Here is an 18976-nt window from a genome sequence, read left to right as displayed (position 1 = left end):
GAAAGATGCATCACAGCAACGCAATCAGGAGGCCTAACCGGCGACAGTCGGGCTTCTTCCTCGTGGTGGCCGCCCTGCTAGTGGCCGCACTGGTGGGCTGCGAGAAAGGCGGTGGTCCCGCACCTCAATCAAGTACTCCGGCAACGCCCAACCTCGACACAGTGCCTACCGTCTCCTGGCGGACCTACCAATCGGTGATGCTGCCGTTCTCCCACGACGACGGCCCCGCGATCGCCTACGACACAGCGCCGCACGGATACGCCCACACCCCACAGGGCGCACTCATCGCCGGACTGCAGGCCGAAGCGCGACTGTCACTGGCACCTGATCAAACCTGGCCAACTGTCGTGAACACCCTCATCGCGCCCGGAGCGGGGCGAGATCGATTCGCCGCAGCCAGGGCGGCGGTCAGTATCACCGCTGCACCCGATGTCGCCCAGGTCCCCGCCTACGTCGGCTATCGCTGGCACAGCTACACCGGCAGTGAAGCGAAAGTCCGTGTCGCAGTCCGCCAGAACGGGCAGCTCTTTAGCAAGCAGTTGACCATGTGGTGGGTGCGGGGGTTCGAAAACAAACCCGACGATTGGATGTTGCTGCTGCCTGTCGACGGCCTGGGCGATCCACCTGCCCCACTGTCGTCACTCGACGGGTTCATCAAGTTTGGAAGTCCATCATGAGCGCGGGCGCCGGTGACAGCCGTGACCGATCCGACGACGATGCACGCCGCGGCGTCGTTCAGTGGTTCTATGCGTCGCCGATGACCTTTGCTCTATCAGCTCTGTTGCTCGTAGCTGTGGTTGGCGCGACTGTACTGGTTGTCGTGAGTTCCAGCGAGCACGACAGTGACGACACGCTGATTCCGCTGCGTCCCAGCAACTCCGTCCCGACATCGTCGCCACCGATCGGCACCGAAGGCGGATTCGATGCTCCGCTCGCCGATATGTGGGGGCGCAAAGTGTTCGTCCCCAAGGACGCCAACGGTCAACTTCTCAAACAGATCGCAGTTCCAGTCCGAACAGTGATGCTGCCACCGGCGACACCACAGGGATTGATGTGGCAGTCGGTCTACGGTTTCGCACTTCCGTTCTCCACCAGCGATGGACCGACCCGGTGGGATGGTGACGTAGCGACAGGCTTCAGTCATCGGCCGGAGGGTTCGGCTCTGGCTGGATGGCAGCTCATTTTCCGGCAACTTGGCCCGAAGGTGGTGCAACAACAAATCGCACGTAAGTACCTCGCCCTGACCCCCGCCGAACAGACACAGTTCGACGACCAGCTTTCTCGACGCCCAGATCGTCCCTTGACCGAAGTCGGGCTCACCGTGAGTGCGCCCGATGCCTTCCGGCTGACGACGTACGACTCCGAGTTCGCAGTCGTTGAGTACGCGGTTCGTGATCGCAGCGCTGTCCCGAACACCCAGTGGGCCATCACACGCGCCGAACTGGTGTGGGACAACGTGATAGACAGCTGGAAACTCAAGGGATTCAGCCCTCAGATGCTGGCGGAACGTACCGCATCAATCGAGGGGTGGACCCAATGGTGACCACCACCGGCTCGGCGCCTACCGATCGTCTCGCTCGCAAGCAGATACCAGGTTCGCGCGTAGGTGTTAAAGCAGCGACCATCGCGCTGCTGGTGGCAGTAATCAGCCTTCTGCTACCGGCTGGCACCGCGCACGCCGACGATGACAGCAACCTCAACAAGGCGTGCCAAGCCGTCACCAGCGCGCCGATCGACCTGATCCCGGGGGTAGGTGACATCACCAGCGGTATCAAAGATTTGGCCTGTACTGCCGGCACCGAAGGCGCTGGAGCCGCTGCGGAGAAGCTCTACGACTCGGCGTTCGGAAAAGTCGTCGAAGACATGCTCGCGGGCGCCGCTGAGATCGTCAAAGTCGTCCTCACCTGGTGGATGAAGATCCCGCTCCCTGACCTGTACGGCGAGGGTGGTGGTCCCAACCAGGGACTGATCACGAAGATCAACGAATACACGGTGCAAACTCAGGTTTTCCTGGCCGCGTTGTCGTTCCTCGTCGTGATCACCAAGGTAGGGATGGCACGTGCACACGCTGCCGGCGAAGAGGTCCGGGAGGCGAACAAGTCACTCATTCGCGTCATCTTCACCGTTGCCACACTCCCCACCGTGATCGTCTTGGCATCCAAAGGTGGTGATGCGTGGGCAATGTGGATAGTCAACAAAGCCGCCGGCGACGGCGGTATCGAGAAGGCCATCACAAAGCTGCTCATGGCCGCGGCGTTCGGACCCGGCATCATGTTCTTCATTGCGGCCGCGATCTGCCTGACCGGGCTGCTACAAGCCGCCATGTTCGTTGTCCGAACGGCATTCTTGATCCTCGTGTGTGCAGCGCTCCCGGTTGCGGCATCAGCATCAGGCGGTAGCACCGGGAAACAGACATACGACAAACTCATCGCCTGGACAATCGCGTTCCTCCTGTTCAAACCGGTCGCGGGCATGTGCATGGCAGTCGCGATCTGGGCAGGCGCGGACGACTCGGACCCCATGAGCCAACTGGCAGGGATGTTCCTGCTCATGATGAGTTTCCTGACCTTGCCCGCCCTGATGCGCCTCATCGCGCCGGCAGTGTCATCGGTAGGAAACGGACCGTCAACAGTCGGAGCCATCGGGGGCGCTGTAGCCGGCGGGGCCGCGATCGGGTCGCTCAAAGGTTCCATGACCAGTAGCGGAAAAGGCGGTGCCGGAGGATCTTCCGGCGCCACCAACGTGACGTCAGGCCCGCCGTCGGGAGCAACCAATACCCGCAGCGACAACACCGGTGGCGGCAAAACAACCAAAGGCGGCACAGGGTCTTCCCCTGCTTCGACCAGCGGCGGACCGGGAGGCTCAGTACCGGCACTGGCCGGCAAGGGAGCAGCAGGTGCACATCCAGCCGCAGCGGCAGCGACCGTCGCGGCTGGCACGGTGGCGGCGGGAGCGAAGGCAATCGACCGCGCTGCCGAACAGGGTTCGTCCACAGACAATTCGTCATCCGGCGGCACGGACGGCCCCTCCGGGTCGGCGGGAGGCTCGCGCAAATGACCACAACTACAGCGATCTCCCGGCCGCGCTACGGGAACTGGATCCGGCCACGATCCGCCGGATTCTTTGGAATGACCTGGGGCGCAAGCATGGTCATGATCGGTGTGCTGATGGCGTCGATGTTCCTGCTGTTCATCAACATCCTTGCCGGCGTGATCTGCGCCGTAATCGGGACGATACTGCTCCTACCCCTGGTGGCGCCCTTCGGCGGTCGTACCGGATACGAAAGGGTTTACATCCGCATGAAGTGGACACAGCGCAAATTGACTGGCGCACATCAGTATCGCTCCGGACCGTTCTCGAAGGTGCCGGGTGGACGACACCGGCTACCGGGAATTCTTGCCCACACGGACCTGTATGAGGCGCTCGATGCCCTCGGCAACCGCTACGGCATCATTCACATGCCACGCACCGCGCAGTACACCGTCATCTTCGCGTGTTCACCACAAGGTGACGACGCCATCGACCCCAACGACATCGACACATTCGTGGCCAACTGGGGCCAGTACATCTCGATCCTCGGCGAGGACGCTGACGTTGATCTGGTCGCGGCTGTGGTCGAGACCATCCCGGAAACAGGACAGCGTTTGCGCAGCGAGCAGGCCCGTCTGACTCACCGCGGCGCTCCGACACTGGCCAAACAAATCATGCGAGAAGGGGCCGAACAATCGACTGGCCTGTGGCAACTGCACGCGCGGTTGGCGGTGACACTTCGAGCCAACACACCCGAACGCAAGCGCGATCCGTCTGAAATGGCTGTCGAACTTGGCGGACGACTCCCGGAGATGTACGAAGGGCTGTCAATGTGTGGGGTCGGGGCGTCACCCATGCCCCCCGCCGAGATCGCGGGATTTGTACGCCGATCCTACGACCCGGACTGTGCTGACACCCTGGAAGAGATTCTGTCCGGCGATGATTCAGCGGTCTCACTCACCTGGGACGACTGCGGACCAAGCACAGCGCAAGAGGCCTGGGATACCTACACCCACGACAGCGGAGTTTCGGCCGTCCTCGCTATGGAAGAACCACCGCGCGGCAATGCAACCACTGAAACGATTCTTCGGCGCTTGCTCTCGGGCCACCACGAACTCCCCCGCAAGCGGCTCGCCATGCTCTATCGCCCGCACTCCCCAGGCGATGCGGCCACCATCACCGAACGCGACTACAACAACGCCGTCACCGCAGTCAACAACGGAACCAAGGCAGTTCCCTCCGCCGCCACCGTCTTGCGGTCGCGTGCGGCCGCCAAAGCCCGCGATGACGAAGCAGAAGGCCACGGCCTGGTCCGGTTCGGCAGCATCATCACCATCACAGCGCTATCGCCCGAGGAACTACCTCGCCAGCGATCGGTCCTCAAATCGCTCACTGCCAACGCGCGCATCAAAACCCGACCCACCTACGGCTATCAAGCACCAGCGTTTGCCGCCGGCCTCGGCATCGGTTTGGTGCTCCCCGACCACTACTCAATCCCCCAGTCCTTCACCATGAGCGGGGACAAGTGATGAAGCTGCATCAACTATCGAACGCTGACGAAGGCCCGATCACCGTACCGACCGACGCGACCGGTCTCGCAGAGCGACGTCTGTTTGCCCGAATCACTAAGCGGAGGACCAGCGTCGCCCAGAGCACCGTCGAACAACGGTCGAAGCGCGATCGTAGCCCTGCGCGGAAAGCTGTTCGCACCTTCGGCTTTCGTGGGCTTCCTGGGCGCGGAGGCGGCCGCTGGACGCTGGTCGACAAGCCCGCCGAATACCGAGGGACAAGCAATCAGGTGTGCGGCATCTGGCCGTGGCTGGTCAGTGCCGGCACTCCCACAATCGGGACCTACCTCGGCGAGAACCTCGATACGGGCCAAGCCCTGTGCTTCGACCCGCTCAACTGGTTCCACCGAGCGAACCTGATCTCGAATCCGAGTGTCTTCATCCTGGGATTGCCCGGGCTCGGGAAATCCACACTGTGCCGCAAGATGGTCACCGGGGCCATTGCCAGCGGCGTGACACCCATGATCCTCGGCGACCTCAAAGGCGAATACGTCGATCAAATCCACAAGATGGCCGGCCAAGTCGTCAAAGTCGGCCCCGGCGAAGGAACGATCAACCCGCTCGCAGTCGGCGCGCTGGGATCGATCCTGCCGATCCTCGAAGCACACGGCTTCGAGGAAGAGTTCAAACGGGTACAGGCCGAGGTGCTGTCCCGCCAGGTGGAGATGACCGGCGCTCTGATTGCCATGGTCCGCAAAGACCGACCCGTTTCCGATACCGAAGAAGCAGTCTTGAGCCGCGCGCTGGAGCTGATCACCAGTGACGTTCGGTTCGGGCCGGGCACTCCGCCGTTGCTGACCGATCTCCGGGAGTTCCTGGCCGACGGACATCCCGACCTGTTCGCGACCTGTGAATCCGAAACCCACGAGCAATACCTGGAAGTCACTCGACCACTACGAATGTCACTGCGCGCATTGATCGACACCCCCGTCGGGCGCGTGTTCTCGGCGCAGACGTCCACGCCACTAGACCTCGACGCTCCCGCGGTCTGTGTTGACGTCTCCGCACTGGCCCGAGGCGATTCACGACTGCGCGCGGCAGTGTTGCTTGCTTGCTGGAACGACGGATTCGGTGCCATCGAAGCTGCCCACACACTCTCCGACCTCGGGTTGCGACCCCAACGACAGTTCCAGGCCGTCCTCGATGAACTGTGGCAGGTCCTCAGTGCCGGCCCGGGCATGGTCGAACGGGTCGACGCGCTCACCCGCATCAACCGCACCCTGGGCCTGTCACTGATGATGATCACCCACACACCAAAGGACCTGCGCACGTTGAAAAGTGAGCAGGAACGCCAACGTGCGATGGGATTCATCGAACGAGCGGGCGCCGTGATCTGTGGCGGTCTGACACCAGCTGACATCGATGCGTTGGAGACGGTGATCGCATTCACCGCGAAGGAACGAGCCCGAGTCTCCGGCTGGAGCTCCCCTCCCACCATGGACGTGCAACGCAACCTCGAGAAACCACCACCGGGCCGTGGGATGTTCCTCCTCAAGATCGGGCGCCGTCCCGGTGCAGCATTCGTCACCAAACTCACCTCCACTGAGATCGCGTCCGGGATCCACAACACCAACAAGCGCTTCGACGGGCTCGACCGCGCAGCCAGATACGAGCAGACATGAGATGGGCGGTACCACAGGCAAACTCGCGATCGCGCTCCTGGCGCTGGTCACCGGTGTCACGCTGATGCTTGCCGTCATCACTGCCTCAGACCCGGAGGCCAACTGTGACACCTCGACCTCCGAGGGGGCAGTAGTGAACGCCGCCGGGATCGAACCGGCACCATCTGGGCGATCGACAGACCCGACTATCGTCTCGGCAGACGACTGGAATGCGCTGGCCCAGTGCGAGGCCGGCGGCAACTGGGCAACCAACACCGGAAACGGGCTCTTCGGAGGCCTGCAGTTCACACAGCAAACCTGGGAAGGACACGGCGGCACCCGCTACGCGCAACGCGCCGACCTGGCGAGCCCAGCGCAACAAATGGAGATCGCAAACGCCGTCCTCGCGGGCCAAGGCTGGGGAGCATGGCCTTCGTGCTCGGAAGCCAAGAACCTTGGCGGCAAAAGGCCCGCCCCCGCCGGCACATTCGACGCCGCTGGATCTGGACCCGCGAATGCACCTGCAGCGCCACTGTCCCAACCTCTACCACCTGTCGCCCCTGCGCCTCAACTAGCCGCTACCGCCGCACCCAGCACACGCACAATTCCTGTCACGCCGGGCTACAACGTGTCCAGTCCCTTCGGCGATCGCAACGGCGAGTCACATCGCGGTACCGACTTCGCAGCGCCACCGGGCCATCCGATTGTGGCCGCCCTCGATGGACAGATCGCCGACGCAGGTCCCGCTCAGGGGTTCGGCAACTGGATCGTCATCGATTCAATCGACAACGGCCAGAAGGTCTCAACTGTCTACGGCCACATGTACGACAACGGCGTCCGCGTGCGGACCGGGGACAAAGTCAAAGCAGGGCAACGCATCGGCGATGTCGGAAGCAACGGCCAATCCAGTGGGCCGCACCTGCATTTCGAAGTCTGGCCCGGCGGGCGCCTGCCAGAAGGCGCCGGCCATCCCATCGATCCGATGCCCTGGCTACAAGGAACCGCCACATCAAACGGCGATGAAGCGGCCACTCACGGCGGCAACGACCAACCCGCTCCGTGCCCGGCCGACACCTTTGGTACAGCAGGCGGATCCCTCAAAGCCGGCTCGGTACCACCCGAGTTCGAACCATGGATCCGCAGAGCCGGTTCGCTGTGCCCCGGCGTCAGCGCCCCGATGATCGCGAGCCAGCTCTACCACGAGAACAAGTTTCGCTACGGCGCCAACGCACCTGTGTCGCCAGATGCGGCCGCCGGCCCGGCACAGTTCATTCCCGGCACCTGGGCTCGATGGGGCAAGGACTACGACGGCAACGGCATCGTCGACGTCAACTCCATCGGCGATGCAGTCATGGCCGAAGGGCACTACCTCTGTTACATCCGAGAACAGGTCGACGACGGTCTCAAAGATGGCAGCTACCGCGGTGATCCGACCGAGCTGACCCTCGCCGGATACAACGCCGGCGAAGGCTCACTGGTCCGCAATCCACCCCCTGGTCGCGACTCGCTACCGAGATACCCGCGCGCAATCACCGAAACAATCCCGTACGTGCGGTCGATCATCGCCGACATGCCGAAATACACCGACCGGAACGCATCCGGCCGGTTCACCTACAGCGCCACATCGCCGCACGGCAAGCAGATCGCCGAAGCCGCCAAGCAATATCTCGGTACGCCGTATGTGTGGGGTGGCGGCGACATCCACGGCCCCACCAACGGCGGACTGGACTGCAGCGGGCTGACCAGTGCCGCGGTGTTCCAAGGAACCGGCAATCGGACGTCGCTGCCTCGCACGACCTACGACCAATGGAACCTCGGCACCGAGATCCCACTCGACAAAGCACAAGCCGGCGACCTCGTGTTCTCCGAGTTCGGCGGCAACGGACCCGAACACGTTGGTGTCGTCGTCGCTCCGGGCCAGATGATTCACGCCCCGCAAGCCGGAGAGAACGTCAAGTACAGCAACTTCCAAGGTGGATCTCGAGTGAAGAGGGTGGCATGACCAGACCACGAACCCTCTACATCGCCGCAGCAATCGCGATTGCGATGCTGCTGGCAAGCTGCGGGTCCGACCCGGACCGACCACTGCCCACACCGACCTCAGCACCGACGCCGAACCCGACCAACAACGCCGAAACGGTCATCACCACCGCACTCACCCGCTTGTTCACATGGTTTCCGGCGCAGGAGGCTGACACGACAGCGGCTTTCGACCGGGCCCGGCCGCTGCTAGGACCGCCGCTCATCGATGCCGACGGTCCCGGTGCACCCCTCACCCGGAGCATCGAATGGGGCCAATGGGCTGCACAAGGCATATCCGTCGTCGCGACAGCGCAGATAGTCAGCGACGAACACCCACCCGATACCCCCACCTCGGTGGCGAGGGTCGTCAAGGTGACACAACGTCCAACGGCCGTCAACGGTGAGTCGCAACCACCAAAGGTACTGACCGCATGGGTGATTGCAACCAACCGATCATCTGGCATGTGGCTCGTGACCAGCATTCGCATCTAGCGCTGCCCGAAAGGAAACCACGACCATGACTCATCCAGGACGGTCCAGACAACCCAACAGCAACGCCGGCCACACTCTGGTCCTCGGAGTTCTAGTCTTCGGCTTTGCAGTCGCTAGCCTGGTCACGACGGCACTGATGTGGGGAACTGATCAAGATGTCTCGTTGTTTCCACCGACCACCATCCTTAATCTCGCCCAAGGGCGACTCCACTGGAGTTCCGGTGCCACCGTCGCTCTGGTCCTCTTGTCGTTGTTCGTCGGGGCAGCTGGAGCTGTCGCCGTCCGATTTCTGCTGCGACACAGAGCACAACGCACCCGCGTTGACGGAGCAGCCCGCCTGCTGGGGCGCGGCAAACACATCGCTTCCCTCACCGCACGCGAAGCGAACCGAGCTGCGCGACGAATGGGCGTCGATGCCGCCGCCGGCCCCGGCCTGCCACTCGGCGTCACACTGCACGGCAACCAACGCTTGTACTCGTCCTGGGAGGACACCCAGATCCACATCTGGGGCCCGCGCACAGGCAAATCGACATGTCTGGTCATCCCAGCGATCCTCGAGGCCCCCGGCGCTGTAATCGCCACCAGCAACAAGCGAGATCTCGTGGACGCAACCCGCCACGTGAAAGCCCGAACCAAACCCGTCTGGGTCTTCGACCCCCAAGAGCTCGTCTCTGAACCCGCAAGCTGGTGGTGGAACCCACTCTCGTACGTCACCGATGACGTGACAGCCATCAACCTCGCAGAATTGTTCGCGGCTGGCTCAGCAGCTCCCGACGCGAAAACGGATGCCTTCTTCGATCCAGAGGGCAAAGATGTTCTGGCACAACTCCTTCTGGCCGCCGCACTGGAGGGGCGTCCGGTGACCGACGTGTACGACTGGGTCACTCGCCCCTCCGAGGATGCCGTGGTCACCCTGCGTCGCGCCGGCTACGAGCTGATGGCCGACGGACTTGCCTCCCAGATCGCGGCACCGGACAGGCAGCGCGCCGGCGTGTTCGGCACCGCAAAGAAGATGGCCGGATGTCTGCGTCTTCGCGCGTTCCACGAATGGGTGACCGACGATGGACGCCGACGTCGTCACCACCTCGATGTCGCCGAACTCGTTGGCGACCATCACACCCTCCATCTGCTGTCCAAGGAGGGTGCAGGCACCGGTGGACCGCTGGTGGCGGCCCTGACCGTCGCCGTGATCGAGGAAGCCGAACGCCAGGCCATACGGTGCCCCGGCGGGAGACTGCCGACTCCGTTGGTCGCGGCACTGGACGAGGCAGCCAACATCGTCCGGTGGCCCCAATTGCCAAACCTCTACTCGCACTATGGATCGAGAGGAATCGTCCTCGCTACGATCCTGCAATCGTGGTCCCAAGGTGTGGAGTGCTGGGGAGCTGGTGGCATGAAGAAACTGTGGTCGGCAGCGAACATCAAAACCTACGGCGGTGGCGTCTCCGAGACCGAGTTTCTGCGGGAACTATCCGAACTTGTCGGCGATCACGAATACACGACGTCATCGGTCTCGTCGGGCCGCGGTGGCGGCTCGGTCAGTCGGCAGACCAGTTCCCGACGGATTCTCACCACCGCAAATCTCACCGAGTGGCCGCGTGGTCGAGCCTTGGTGTCCTCGTCGGGAAACCGCGCCACCATCGTGCGCACCGAACCATGGATGACGAAACCATACGCACCCGACGTCAAGGGGTCGATCGAGATCAGCGCGTCAGCAACTGCTGCGTCGAAGACATCTCTTCCCCGCCCGGTCTTGTCAGGCGCCGACGCGCACGGCGCTGTCGACGTCGCGAAGACCAAGCCGAAACAAGAACGCCGCTACCTACCTGGCCTGCGGTAGCAACCCTCAACATCCACCGACGCAAGGGAGAACACCATGGATGGAATCGAGATCGATGTCGGAGCCGAAGCCGGCGAACTCGTACGTGAGGCAGTGCGCAAAAGGATCCGCGCGCACGTCGATGCGGCAGTCGAGCGAGCCTTTCAATCAGAGATCACCAAGAACATCCAAGACCAGATCACCACTCTGGCCGACGATTTGGTGATCGAGCAACTGGCCCTGACGGTGGCGGCGCCTGAGCAGGATCAACAGGCCCCGGCCAACGTGGCGCCCGCGCATTCTGCACCACCGCAATTGGTCTTCGAGTCGCTCTCCGAGTTCGTTTCCGACAAGCTTGCTCCGACATACCGACGGGAAGTCACTGAAGGTATGAGCAGACGATGGTGCCCGGAATGGTGGCGACATGCCGAGGCAAACTCCAGGCTCGAATCATTGTGGCGCGCCTGGGAACACCTACGGCTCAATCCATCGACCGGAATGAGTGTGTGGTGGCGCGATCACGCCGACCACCACATGGACAAGCTCTTCGATCCGGATGGCCCATTCAAAGCCTGCTCGGTCCGCGATGGGCACAAGAGGCCAGGACAGCCTGGACACATCGAGCCGCTGCCAGTGACCGCTGAACCTGCCGGGATGTTCGTGGCCCTGCCCCAGACCGTAGGCGTCGGGTAAGAGGTGCCAGGCAATGAAGATCACCGTCTACACCAAACCCGGTTGCGTGCAGTGCAAGGCCACGTTCAGAGCACTCGACAAGGCCCAGATCGACTACGAGACTGTCGACATCACCACGGATTCACAGGCACGCGACTACGTCATGAGCCTGGGCTACTTGCAGGCCCCCGTCCTTGTCGCCGGCACCGAGCACTGGTCGGGATTCCGTCCGGAGAGAATCAAGGAGCTTACAACGACCCAGTCCACAGTCGCGCCGCAGGAACCCGCCCACGATGGATACCGAGTAGTCGCAGGAGTACCCATCCCGGAATACCATCCACCTGATCTCGAAGCAGTGAAGATGTGGATGAGACCGGCACTGACAGCCGCAGCAGAGGCTGGTGGCGCCACTCCCCCGCTCGGCAGTAGCGAGTGGGCCGAACTTAGGGACAACGACCCGAGAAAACTCGCCGCTGCACTCGAAGCCGGCTTGAGCGAGGTTTCAGCCGAAGCACGCATTCCAGCGGAGATGCGCCGAGACATCGAGATCGACCGCGACCACTACCAGCGCGCCATCGCCGAGGCAAACGAGACAGTGCACGAATACGTCAGCGAACATCAGCTCAGCAATCGGCCCAACCACCAACAGCTGCAACGTATTCGCTACCGAACATCCGCAGATGCAGTGACAGCGCAACAGTATCTCGATCGCAGCGACTTTCCGTCGCGTGCCGGCAACACCACGGACCGTTACGAGAGCGGCTCCGTCGACCCGCCAGGAAGATGCATCGGCCCGCTAATCCCTCAAAACCGAGCAATGGAAGGCAGAACCCACGCATGACAGCCTCAGAAGTAGACGAAGCACTGCAGCACTTCACCACCTCCATGCGCATCGGCCTGGCCGCAGCGAGCCAGATCGCCGAGCGTCAGGCCCGTCTGCGCGAACAACGAAACCGAAACGTCGCTGCTGAGAGTGAGCAGGAACGTCGAGAACTCAACGCACGCATGGTTGCACAGCAGAAGAGCGCGGAAGCGTCATTCACTCGGATCTACCGACGCGAATGGTGGCAAGACTCTGAGCCCATCAAAATCGCCACGGCCTACCGGGCCGTGTCGGAGTGGCAAGAACTCTCACCAGTTGCTGCCGCGGCCCGTCAACACATGGACGAGCAGATCCAGCAACGGTACGGAATCTCCCCCACCGAGGTACACGCCGCGCGCAGCGACATTCAAGAACTGCTCCGCAGAGCCGAGCAGCACAAGAACGCCGGCACGGAGACCGACTTACCCAACAAGGACGAGGCCATGGCCATCGCGCTTCTGCGCCAGTCAGACGCCGAGGACAGAGCGGCAGAAGGGGCCGCAGCCGATGGCGAGAACCGCGACGCACGGCCGGCCGGAGTCGATCAGGATCCAGGCGCTGATCATGTTGTCGCCCAGGAGGTTTACGATTCGGCGGAACGCCGCTCCGAACTCCGGGATCACCTGAAAAGCTTGGGCGTCGACCACGAGGCCACCAGCGCGCGACTCTCGGCTGACCTCGACCAGGCAGCTCCGCCGGAGGCCGCGGTGTCCAGCGGTGGCCCTAGGCGTTCACCGGCAGGACGCAAGAACAAGTTCAGCCGACGCCGTGGTCGCCAACACGACCGTGGCCGGTAGTGCGGGAGGTCAAACCTATGTCACAGTCTCCGTTCGCCCTCGGCAACTACTACGAGCTCCCGGACCGGTGCGCGGTTGTCAACGCAACCGCCCGCACTACCCGTGACGGCTATGCCATCACAACAACTTTCGTCCGCCTCGACGTGGCCGAGCGCACCGACGAACGCATCTGGAGCGTCCGTTCGACTACTCCGGTCAGCGATCTGGCGAGCGACGGTTGGGCCGTCGATCCGGAGGCGATCGCGAATGGGCCCATCCAGCTCGAACCTACCGGCGGCGCTGAGGTAGACCAGCTCCTTGCTCGGTCCGCGGCCAGAGCCCGTCTCACCGCCAGTGCGGAAGAACGTCGAGCGCGCGAGGAGATCATGGAGCTACGCGCGGAGGTGGCCGCAATTCGTTCATCGCACCCCACTGTCGCTTCATTGGAACTGCTCGCGATAGACCTCGCACGGCAAGGTCAGCAAGCGCTCTCTGAAGTGGAGTACCTCGAGGAACAGACGGACCCCGATCTGCCGACCCCAACTGCGGACTCTCAATACGCGCGCGGGCTTGGCGATGCATTCACTAACGCCGCCAAGAACATCCAACGGCAGATCATTGCGGTCGAGACGACCGGAGCGCCACCCGAACCCCGGTACGACGACGCACTCGACCCTGATCGCACGATGGCGCACGAGGCGATCTGGAGCGACCGCGAACGGCGCCGTGAGTACGGGATCTCTAATGGCTCTACCTCGGACTTTCCGGATCCCGCCTCGGCTGGCCTGGTCGTTCGATACTCGGCTCTGGACCAGCAATCCTCTCCACCGCGCGGTGAAATCGCGCCGGCGTTCGAGCGATAGACGATCTGGTCCAATCAGCCATAAATCAAGCTGACGTAAGCGGCCGAGAGAAAGCCCGTCTCAACTTTCCGGAGCCGAAGCGCCCGGTGAACGCCTCCGCAGCAAACCTGTTGACGACTACTTAGGCCCCGCCTGTTGTGCGTATTCAGGAACTGGATATCCAACACACCTGACCATGAGGTGCCTGCACCTTCCTCGAGTTGGGCATTCTCAGCGTTATGTGCGGGCTTTCGCGGGCTGTAATCGCAGCGCCGCATAGCATCTCCCCATGACAGGTAATCCGCTTCAGTTCCAATGGTTGGCACGGCCTACGTCAATGGGCGGCTTTCCGGAGACCAGGGCCGAGGCACACAGGGCGATCGAACCCGACCCGATTCCGCTGGGCGTTCTGTGGCACTACACCTCGCCGGCCGCTGCGATGTCCATCCTGCAGAGCCGAGCGTTGTGGGCGGGCTGGCCGACATTGATGAACGACCCGGGAGAGATGGCCTACGGGGCGAGCGTCATCTTCAACCACCTCCAAGAGAACCGACACGACTATCGCCACCCGGACGAGATCCAACTGATCCTCCAGTATGCGGCAGACCCGCGGGCTGACATGCAGGCGATGAATGAGCCTGGTACGGAGGTCTTGCCGAGCACCTTCGTGCTGTGTGCGTCTCGTGAGATGGACGACTTGGGTCAGTATCGGGCCTACGGTTCACACGCGATTGGATTCGCCGCGGATGCGTTCGAGAATCGCACTTGGCTACCCGTTCAGTACTCGCCCGATGAACACGTCAACCAAGCTGACCGCCTACTCAGGCGATACGACACCTTGCTCGACGACTGGCCCCTAGACGAGCAGAACGTGGAGGCTCACATTCGGGCGAAGAGCTACTTTCAGATCGCTTGCGCGTACATGAAAGCTCCCGCGTATGCGATCGAGAAAGAGGTTCGATTGGTGGTCGGTCCCGATGTGATCGCAACTGGTCACCACGTTGGCCGGTTGGGAATCACGCCTCATATCGAAATCAAGACATACTCCGGCGAACATTTTGCATCCGCTCTGCGGATCGGACCCGGCGCAGTCGACCCGGAGCTGGCCGCGGTGGGAGCCGCCTCACTGGTGCAGGCGGTGGGGGGAAAGTTCGACGTCGCTGTCTCGCCGGTCAAAGGGCGATGAGCTACACAGGTGGCGTGAACCCTTCGAGCTGATAGAGATTGCCGTCGGCGTAGTACTCGGTCGAGGTGATCTCGTAGTAGAACGGCTCCGGCTCTTCGACCGCGGTTCCGAATCCCAGGTCCGAGAGAAACGTGGTCATCGGCGCGACTTGGTAGTACGTGCCGTTGGTGGTGAGGTGGTCACCGCCGGCGCGGACGTCGAGCCGGTCGATGGCCGGCTTGCCGGCGTACAGGGCTCGCAGAGGGTATGCCCCGCGCACCCCGGGCGGGACGGTGGTGTCTGCGTCGCCGACGAGCTGGATGACGTTTTTCCCGGTCCAGAGGTTCGGATCGAAGTTCATCGGGTCGTAGGGGGCGGACGCGGTGATCGCTGCTGCGATGTCGGCCATCTCATCGCCGGAGTCTGCGACTCCGTACGCGGCCCTGCAGGTGGTACCGAAGTAGTCGACCGAGGGGGCGACCGATGACGCTCCACCAGCGGTTCCGTAGGCCAGGGTCTGCACACCAGAGCTGACGATGAGGCCTGTGACACGACTGGCGATCTCACTGAGCAGGTACAGCCACGTGGCCACGAGCGCGCCCATCGAGCGCCCGTTGATGAACAGCAATCCGATGTCGATGACGACCTCGCCCCAGTGGAACGCTTCGACGTAGAACGTCTGAGCGCCGGGGTTGCCCCAGTTGCCCTTTCCGGCCGCGTCGGTCGGCCCGCCTGTGCCTTCGATGAACGCGCCACCGTTATCGATGATCCATTCGCGGAACTCGGTCCAGGCCGGCGTGGTGAGGAACTGGTTGTAGGCGCCCTGAGATCCGTGGGTATAGAGGATCGTCGGAATGTCGGCGTCGGCGGCGTGCGCGGTCGCGACGCAAAGGAGCGCGGTGCCACCGCTGGGCATGGTGGCCGTGGTGACTGTGTAGGCGGTTCCTGCCGCGGTGCTGGGCATCAGGCGAAGTTGTATCGCTCGTGCACCCAGGCCGCCATGTTCGCGTCATCCTCGGGTGACACGGTTCCCTTCACCCAGGTGCCGCCAGCCATCTTGCCCACCAAGAAGTTCGCGAGATCGCCGCGGCCGCCGACGAAGAGTTTCGCCACCTCCACGCCGGAGAGGTTGGTGGTGCCGCTCGTTGGTGTGCCGGCATCGACCTGGGCTGAGGAGTTCGGGCTCGAGCCATTGAACACCGCCTTGATGCGGTGTGGGTTGTTGTCCAGAGCGGGGCCGCCCATCGCGGCTCCGCGGGTGATCGTCAGAACGTTGGCGGCCGTCCGGTAGATGTCGAGGCGCTGGTGAGTGGTTCCCGCGTTGTTGGAGCCACCGACGAAGAAGTCGGAGCCTGTGGTGGTCGCAGGTGTCGACTGGGCTGCGAGGTACACCGTCCAGGCTTCACCGATGCTGGGAGTGAACGGGTCGGTCGCGAGGATGTCGTTGACACCGTCGAACTCCAGACACGGACCGCCATTGAAGCCGGTTGCGCGGTAGAGGGGCTGGTTCGCACCTGTCGCCTGTTTGAGGTGGTGACCGTTGCCCGACAGGTCATCCCACTGCGCGATCGCCGCATCAGGCGACGCAGAGATCTCATTCGCGTCATACCAGGCGAACAGATTGGGCAGCATCATCGGCGTCCACTCGACCAGAGTCTCGGTCACACGTGAGACGAAGTCACCGGACTGGATGTTCAACGGTTGGGCCGGTGCCGGTTCAGTGGTCACCCAGTGCACCGCGCCGCCACCAGCGGGCCGAGCATGCGCGAGGTCGTCGCCGATCACCACCGTCGAGATCAGGGACGATGGCACGACGCTCTCCACGACAGTGATCACGGCCGCGTTCACTGTGGTCTCCGGGTTCGAGATCGACGCCGCCACTGCGGCCTCATCCAGGCCTGTGGCCTCCTCAAAACGGGGGTCATCGATCGGGGCATAAGAAGTCTTACCTGAAGCTACGCAGATGTGCCCCTCGCTCAACCGGGGAGACGCGATTCCTCTAGGGAGGTGCCTTTTGCTCCACGCGCACGCTTCACGGGTTCCAACGCATGAGGAAGTGCGGAGCCTGCTGGCCGCAGGCCATCTGACTGTGCGACGTCCGGCGCAATCGGAAAGTCTGATTCACGATCGGCCGTAACGTCAACCGCAATCTCGGGAATGGACTGCGCAAACGCGGTCTGCTCCCGACACACCAGGGCGAGTGACAATGCCCGCTGCGCATCACCGGCAGCTGCCGACGCGTCCGCGATTGCCGTAACCCCCGCCAAAAGCTGACGCATCAGAACCGTGTACACGACAACCGATTTGGTGTGACTGCTAGCGGTCATCAGAAGCAGCGCTGCTCCACCAGCCTTCACCCTTCCTGCGCGCTTCGGCGTGAAGCGGTGTGCGCTGATACCAGCGCAGCGGGCCAGCGCGTCTGCTGCGTGTGCGAGTGGACCAGGGGTTGTCTCTGTCCGCGCCGACCACGCTGCGAAGACTCCCGCTGTTTGGCCGGCTGCACGGGCCCACTCTGCACGGTCTTCGACCGGAATTGATTTGAGATAGGACGTCCACCGCCCCAGGTCTTGTTCTGCCTGCGCCAGTAATTCCGGCGAAACCGTCGGGCTTACTGGGGTGCGCATCGCTGGCCGCTCGCGCTTCGCGCGCCGCCACTCAGCTACTGCGGCGAGCGAGTGCGACGGGCTGTCGGGCCACTCATTGCGTAAGCGCGGCAAGGTCAAGTCCTTCGACAGCTGACCACCGCCGAACCAGACCGATCGCGCAGCGAAATCCCGCTTCCCCTGTGCAGTTCGGGGTGCGAGCGCAGCCGAGTATCCGGTGACGACGTCTTCGGTACCTGCGGCAAATCGAGGTCGGATCAACATTCCCTCGGCGCGTACGCGGCGAACGAAGTCTGCCTCATCGACAGCTGCGGAAGCACACGCACGAACGTTGCGCGCGAGAGTCAAGCGTGCTGGCTCGCCGCCTTTGCCTGCGGCCTTATGGCGTTCGGCACGGGAGTACCCCCGCGTCGCAATGCCGGATGCACGACCTTCGGTTACGGCCAGGCCGTACTTCATCTCTAGTGCATGCGCGGCACGTTGACTCTTCTTCCAGTCATCCCAGAGCGCAACCTTGGTGCCGTCTTCACGCACACAGGTCGCGGCGATGTGAATGTGGTCATTGCCGTTGGCACTCAACCCATGCCGTACTGCCACCCACCGCGCCGGCGACAAACCGTCTTCCGCGAAACCCATCTCACGCATGAAGTCATTTGCGATGTCTGACCATTTGTCGTCGGTGATCTCACCTTCCTCAGCTTTCAGCGCCAACGAACAGTGCCAGACGTTTCCGTCCCGCAGTCCGCCAGTACCCCAACTGCCGTCATCACCCTTTGCCCGCTTCGGAACCATGACCTTCGTGCCGAAGACTCGCCGTGGTTGGTCAACCTGACGTGCCACGTCGCGCGCAGCTTCCATCGACAACGTCGCGTCGTCGTGCCAGGCCATGATTGCGGGGTCACCCGCCACCAAATGCGGGTCGGTGTGCTCGTTGGCTTTACCCGGACCGACCAAATACTTCATCAGTCCGGTCATCTTCGCGCCCCGCGTCACGTTCGGCATCATCGGACTTCGAACCCCTCTAAGGTCCTTTCCAAACGAAAAGCTGCACGCCGTACCGCTGCCAGGGCGGCATCAGTGTCCGGCTGAACCTCGCGGGTTGAGTTCGTAGCCTTCGCGATCTGATTGATGTTGTTCGCCAACGAAGCAAGCATTCGATACGACGCAAACATCGCCGCCGCGAGATCCGCACGCTGCGTGGATGTCTCACCTCGAGGAGCAAGTGCAGCCTCAACCAGCAACCGGGGAATCGTCACACGCGCTGCAGATGCCCGCGCAGCCAGCATTGACTCCTCCCCCGGCGACACCATCACCTTGTGCGAAATTGAACGACCGCCGACCACATTCTTTCGCCGAAAACGTCTGCGTGAAGGCAGCTTCGGTGGAGATTGAGCTTCCTCTGCCATCGCTTCCTCCCTTCGGCCCAGCGCAGCGACTCCAGTAACTGGAGACTAGCACCGCGGTGCGACAGATTTCGGAGCGAAGCGCTCGGGATCTTGACTTAGGGAACCTAAGTCTATAGCT

16 protein-coding genes and 1 pseudogene are annotated in these 18976 nt (G+C 62.9%); 13 read left to right on the top strand and 4 right to left on the bottom strand.

All coding sequences use genetic code 11. The features are described 5' to 3' along the window. Window positions 1-161 precede the first annotated feature (161 nt). The 13 genes and pseudogenes from H290_RS30300 to H290_RS0118520 all read left to right on the top strand — a co-directional run bounded on the left by H290_RS30300 (window position 162) and on the right by H290_RS0118520 (window position 14870). Entirely contained in the window at window positions 162-677 is a 516-nt protein-coding gene (locus H290_RS30300; protein ID WP_155976927.1) for a hypothetical protein, read from the top strand. After that, the gene (locus tag H290_RS30295; RefSeq protein WP_020108330.1) at window positions 674-1543 is read left to right on the top strand and encodes a hypothetical protein; all 870 of its coding nucleotides are present in this window, start codon (window positions 674-676) and stop codon (window positions 1541-1543) included. The genes H290_RS30300 and H290_RS30295 overlap by 4 nt, the downstream gene beginning before the upstream one ends. Continuing rightward, the gene (locus H290_RS0118570) at window positions 1537-3057 is read left to right on the top strand and encodes a hypothetical protein (RefSeq protein WP_020108329.1); all 1521 of its coding nucleotides are present in this window, start codon (window positions 1537-1539) and stop codon (window positions 3055-3057) included. The genes H290_RS30295 and H290_RS0118570 overlap by 7 nt, the downstream gene beginning before the upstream one ends. Then, window positions 3054-4559 carry an SCO6880 family protein gene (locus H290_RS0118565; protein ID WP_028463364.1) on the top strand — a complete coding sequence of 502 codons (1506 nt, stop codon included), beginning with the start codon at window positions 3054-3056 and terminating at the stop codon, window positions 4557-4559. The genes H290_RS0118570 and H290_RS0118565 overlap by 4 nt, the downstream gene beginning before the upstream one ends. Next, the gene (locus tag H290_RS29140) at window positions 4559-6220 is read left to right on the top strand and encodes a hypothetical protein (RefSeq protein WP_020108327.1); all 1662 of its coding nucleotides are present in this window, start codon (window positions 4559-4561) and stop codon (window positions 6218-6220) included. Before H290_RS0118565 ends, H290_RS29140 begins: the two co-directional genes overlap by 1 nt. A 1-nt stretch (window position 6221) precedes the next feature. Next, the gene (locus H290_RS29135; protein WP_020108326.1) at window positions 6222-8201 is read left to right on the top strand and encodes a transglycosylase family protein; all 1980 of its coding nucleotides are present in this window, start codon (window positions 6222-6224) and stop codon (window positions 8199-8201) included. After that, window positions 8198-8713 carry a hypothetical protein gene (locus H290_RS0118550; RefSeq protein ID WP_020108325.1) on the top strand — a complete coding sequence of 172 codons (516 nt, stop codon included), beginning with the start codon at window positions 8198-8200 and terminating at the stop codon, window positions 8711-8713. Before H290_RS29135 ends, H290_RS0118550 begins: the two co-directional genes overlap by 4 nt. Window positions 8714-8738: 25 nt before the next feature. After that, window positions 8739-10553: a type IV secretory system conjugative DNA transfer family protein gene (locus H290_RS0118545; protein ID WP_051122109.1), complete on the top strand. Its 1815-nt coding sequence runs from the start codon at window positions 8739-8741 to the stop codon at window positions 10551-10553. A 36-nt stretch (window positions 10554-10589) separates the two neighbouring features. Beyond that, entirely contained in the window at window positions 10590-11225 is a 636-nt protein-coding gene (locus H290_RS30850; protein ID WP_020108323.1) for a DUF4913 domain-containing protein, read from the top strand. A 13-nt stretch (window positions 11226-11238) separates the two neighbouring features. Beyond that, window positions 11239-11463: pseudogene (gene nrdH / locus H290_RS31770) on the top strand (glutaredoxin-like protein NrdH); the annotation flags it as partial. 578 nt (window positions 11464-12041) lie between these two features. Continuing rightward, window positions 12042-12863 (top strand): hypothetical protein, encoded by an 822-nt coding sequence (locus H290_RS0118530; RefSeq protein WP_020108321.1) that lies wholly within the window; start codon window positions 12042-12044, stop codon window positions 12861-12863. A 17-nt stretch (window positions 12864-12880) separates the two neighbouring features. After that, entirely contained in the window at window positions 12881-13705 is an 825-nt protein-coding gene (locus tag H290_RS0118525) for a hypothetical protein (protein WP_155976926.1), read from the top strand. A 268-nt stretch (window positions 13706-13973) separates the two neighbouring features. Beyond that, a complete protein-coding gene (locus H290_RS0118520; RefSeq protein ID WP_155976925.1) occupies window positions 13974-14870 on the top strand; it encodes a hypothetical protein in 897 nt (298 codons plus the stop codon). A gap of 1 nt (window position 14871) precedes the next feature. On the opposite strand, the gene H290_RS29120 is transcribed toward H290_RS0118520, so the two are convergent. The 4 genes from H290_RS29120 to mobC are packed head-to-tail and all read right to left on the bottom strand — an operon-like array spanning window position 14872 to window position 18858. Next, window positions 14872-15813 carry a hypothetical protein gene (locus H290_RS29120; protein ID WP_020108318.1) on the bottom strand — a complete coding sequence of 314 codons (942 nt, stop codon included), beginning with the start codon at window positions 15811-15813 and terminating at the stop codon, window positions 14872-14874. Continuing rightward, window positions 15813-16829 carry a hypothetical protein gene (locus tag H290_RS29115; RefSeq protein WP_155976924.1) on the bottom strand — a complete coding sequence of 339 codons (1017 nt, stop codon included), beginning with the start codon at window positions 16827-16829 and terminating at the stop codon, window positions 15813-15815. Before H290_RS29115 ends, H290_RS29120 begins: the two co-directional genes overlap by 1 nt. Beyond that, on the bottom strand, window positions 16826-18454 hold the full coding sequence (locus H290_RS0118505; protein WP_020108316.1) for a relaxase/mobilization nuclease domain-containing protein: 1629 nt from the start codon (window positions 18452-18454) through the stop codon (window positions 16826-16828). The genes H290_RS29115 and H290_RS0118505 overlap by 4 nt, the downstream gene beginning before the upstream one ends. Then, window positions 18454-18858: a plasmid mobilization relaxosome protein MobC gene (gene mobC / locus H290_RS29110; protein ID WP_155976923.1), complete on the bottom strand. Its 405-nt coding sequence runs from the start codon at window positions 18856-18858 to the stop codon at window positions 18454-18456. The genes H290_RS0118505 and mobC overlap by 1 nt, the downstream gene beginning before the upstream one ends. Window positions 18859-18976: the final 118 nt, after the last annotated feature.

Origin of the sequence: Nocardia sp. 348MFTsu5.1 (assembly GCF_000383535.1) — a bacterium.
Classification (GTDB): Bacteria; Actinomycetota; Actinomycetes; order Mycobacteriales; family Mycobacteriaceae; genus Williamsia; species Williamsia faeni.
Note: the sequence above shows the minus strand (reverse complement) of the source record. Positions and strands in the feature narration are given on the sequence as shown.

Excerpts from the sequence above, each read along its gene's own strand:
- H290_RS0118570 (WP_020108329.1), top strand. The coding sequence starts at position 1,537 with ATGGTGACCACCACCGGCTCGGCGCCTACCGATCGTCTCGCTCGCAAG.
- H290_RS0118565 (WP_028463364.1), top strand. The coding sequence starts at position 3,054 with ATGACCACAACTACAGCGATCTCCCGGCCGCGCTACGGGAACTGGATC.
- mobC (WP_155976923.1), bottom strand. The coding sequence starts at position 18,858 with ATGGCAGAGGAAGCTCAATCTCCACCGAAGCTGCCTTCACGCAGACGT.
- H290_RS29140 (WP_020108327.1), top strand. The coding sequence starts at position 4,559 with ATGAAGCTGCATCAACTATCGAACGCTGACGAAGGCCCGATCACCGTA.
- H290_RS29135 (WP_020108326.1), top strand. The coding sequence starts at position 6,222 with ATGGGCGGTACCACAGGCAAACTCGCGATCGCGCTCCTGGCGCTGGTC.
- H290_RS0118525 (WP_155976926.1), top strand. The coding sequence starts at position 12,881 with ATGTCACAGTCTCCGTTCGCCCTCGGCAACTACTACGAGCTCCCGGAC.
- H290_RS0118505 (WP_020108316.1), bottom strand. The coding sequence starts at position 18,454 with ATGCCGAACGTGACGCGGGGCGCGAAGATGACCGGACTGATGAAGTAT.
- H290_RS29120 (WP_020108318.1), bottom strand. The coding sequence starts at position 15,813 with ATGCCCAGCACCGCGGCAGGAACCGCCTACACAGTCACCACGGCCACC.
- H290_RS30850 (WP_020108323.1), top strand. The coding sequence starts at position 10,590 with ATGGATGGAATCGAGATCGATGTCGGAGCCGAAGCCGGCGAACTCGTA.
- H290_RS0118545 (WP_051122109.1), top strand. The coding sequence starts at position 8,739 with ATGACTCATCCAGGACGGTCCAGACAACCCAACAGCAACGCCGGCCAC.
- H290_RS30295 (WP_020108330.1), top strand. The coding sequence starts at position 674 with ATGAGCGCGGGCGCCGGTGACAGCCGTGACCGATCCGACGACGATGCA.
- H290_RS0118520 (WP_155976925.1), top strand. The coding sequence starts at position 13,974 with ATGACAGGTAATCCGCTTCAGTTCCAATGGTTGGCACGGCCTACGTCA.
- H290_RS0118550 (WP_020108325.1), top strand. The coding sequence starts at position 8,198 with ATGACCAGACCACGAACCCTCTACATCGCCGCAGCAATCGCGATTGCG.
- H290_RS0118530 (WP_020108321.1), top strand. The coding sequence starts at position 12,042 with ATGACAGCCTCAGAAGTAGACGAAGCACTGCAGCACTTCACCACCTCC.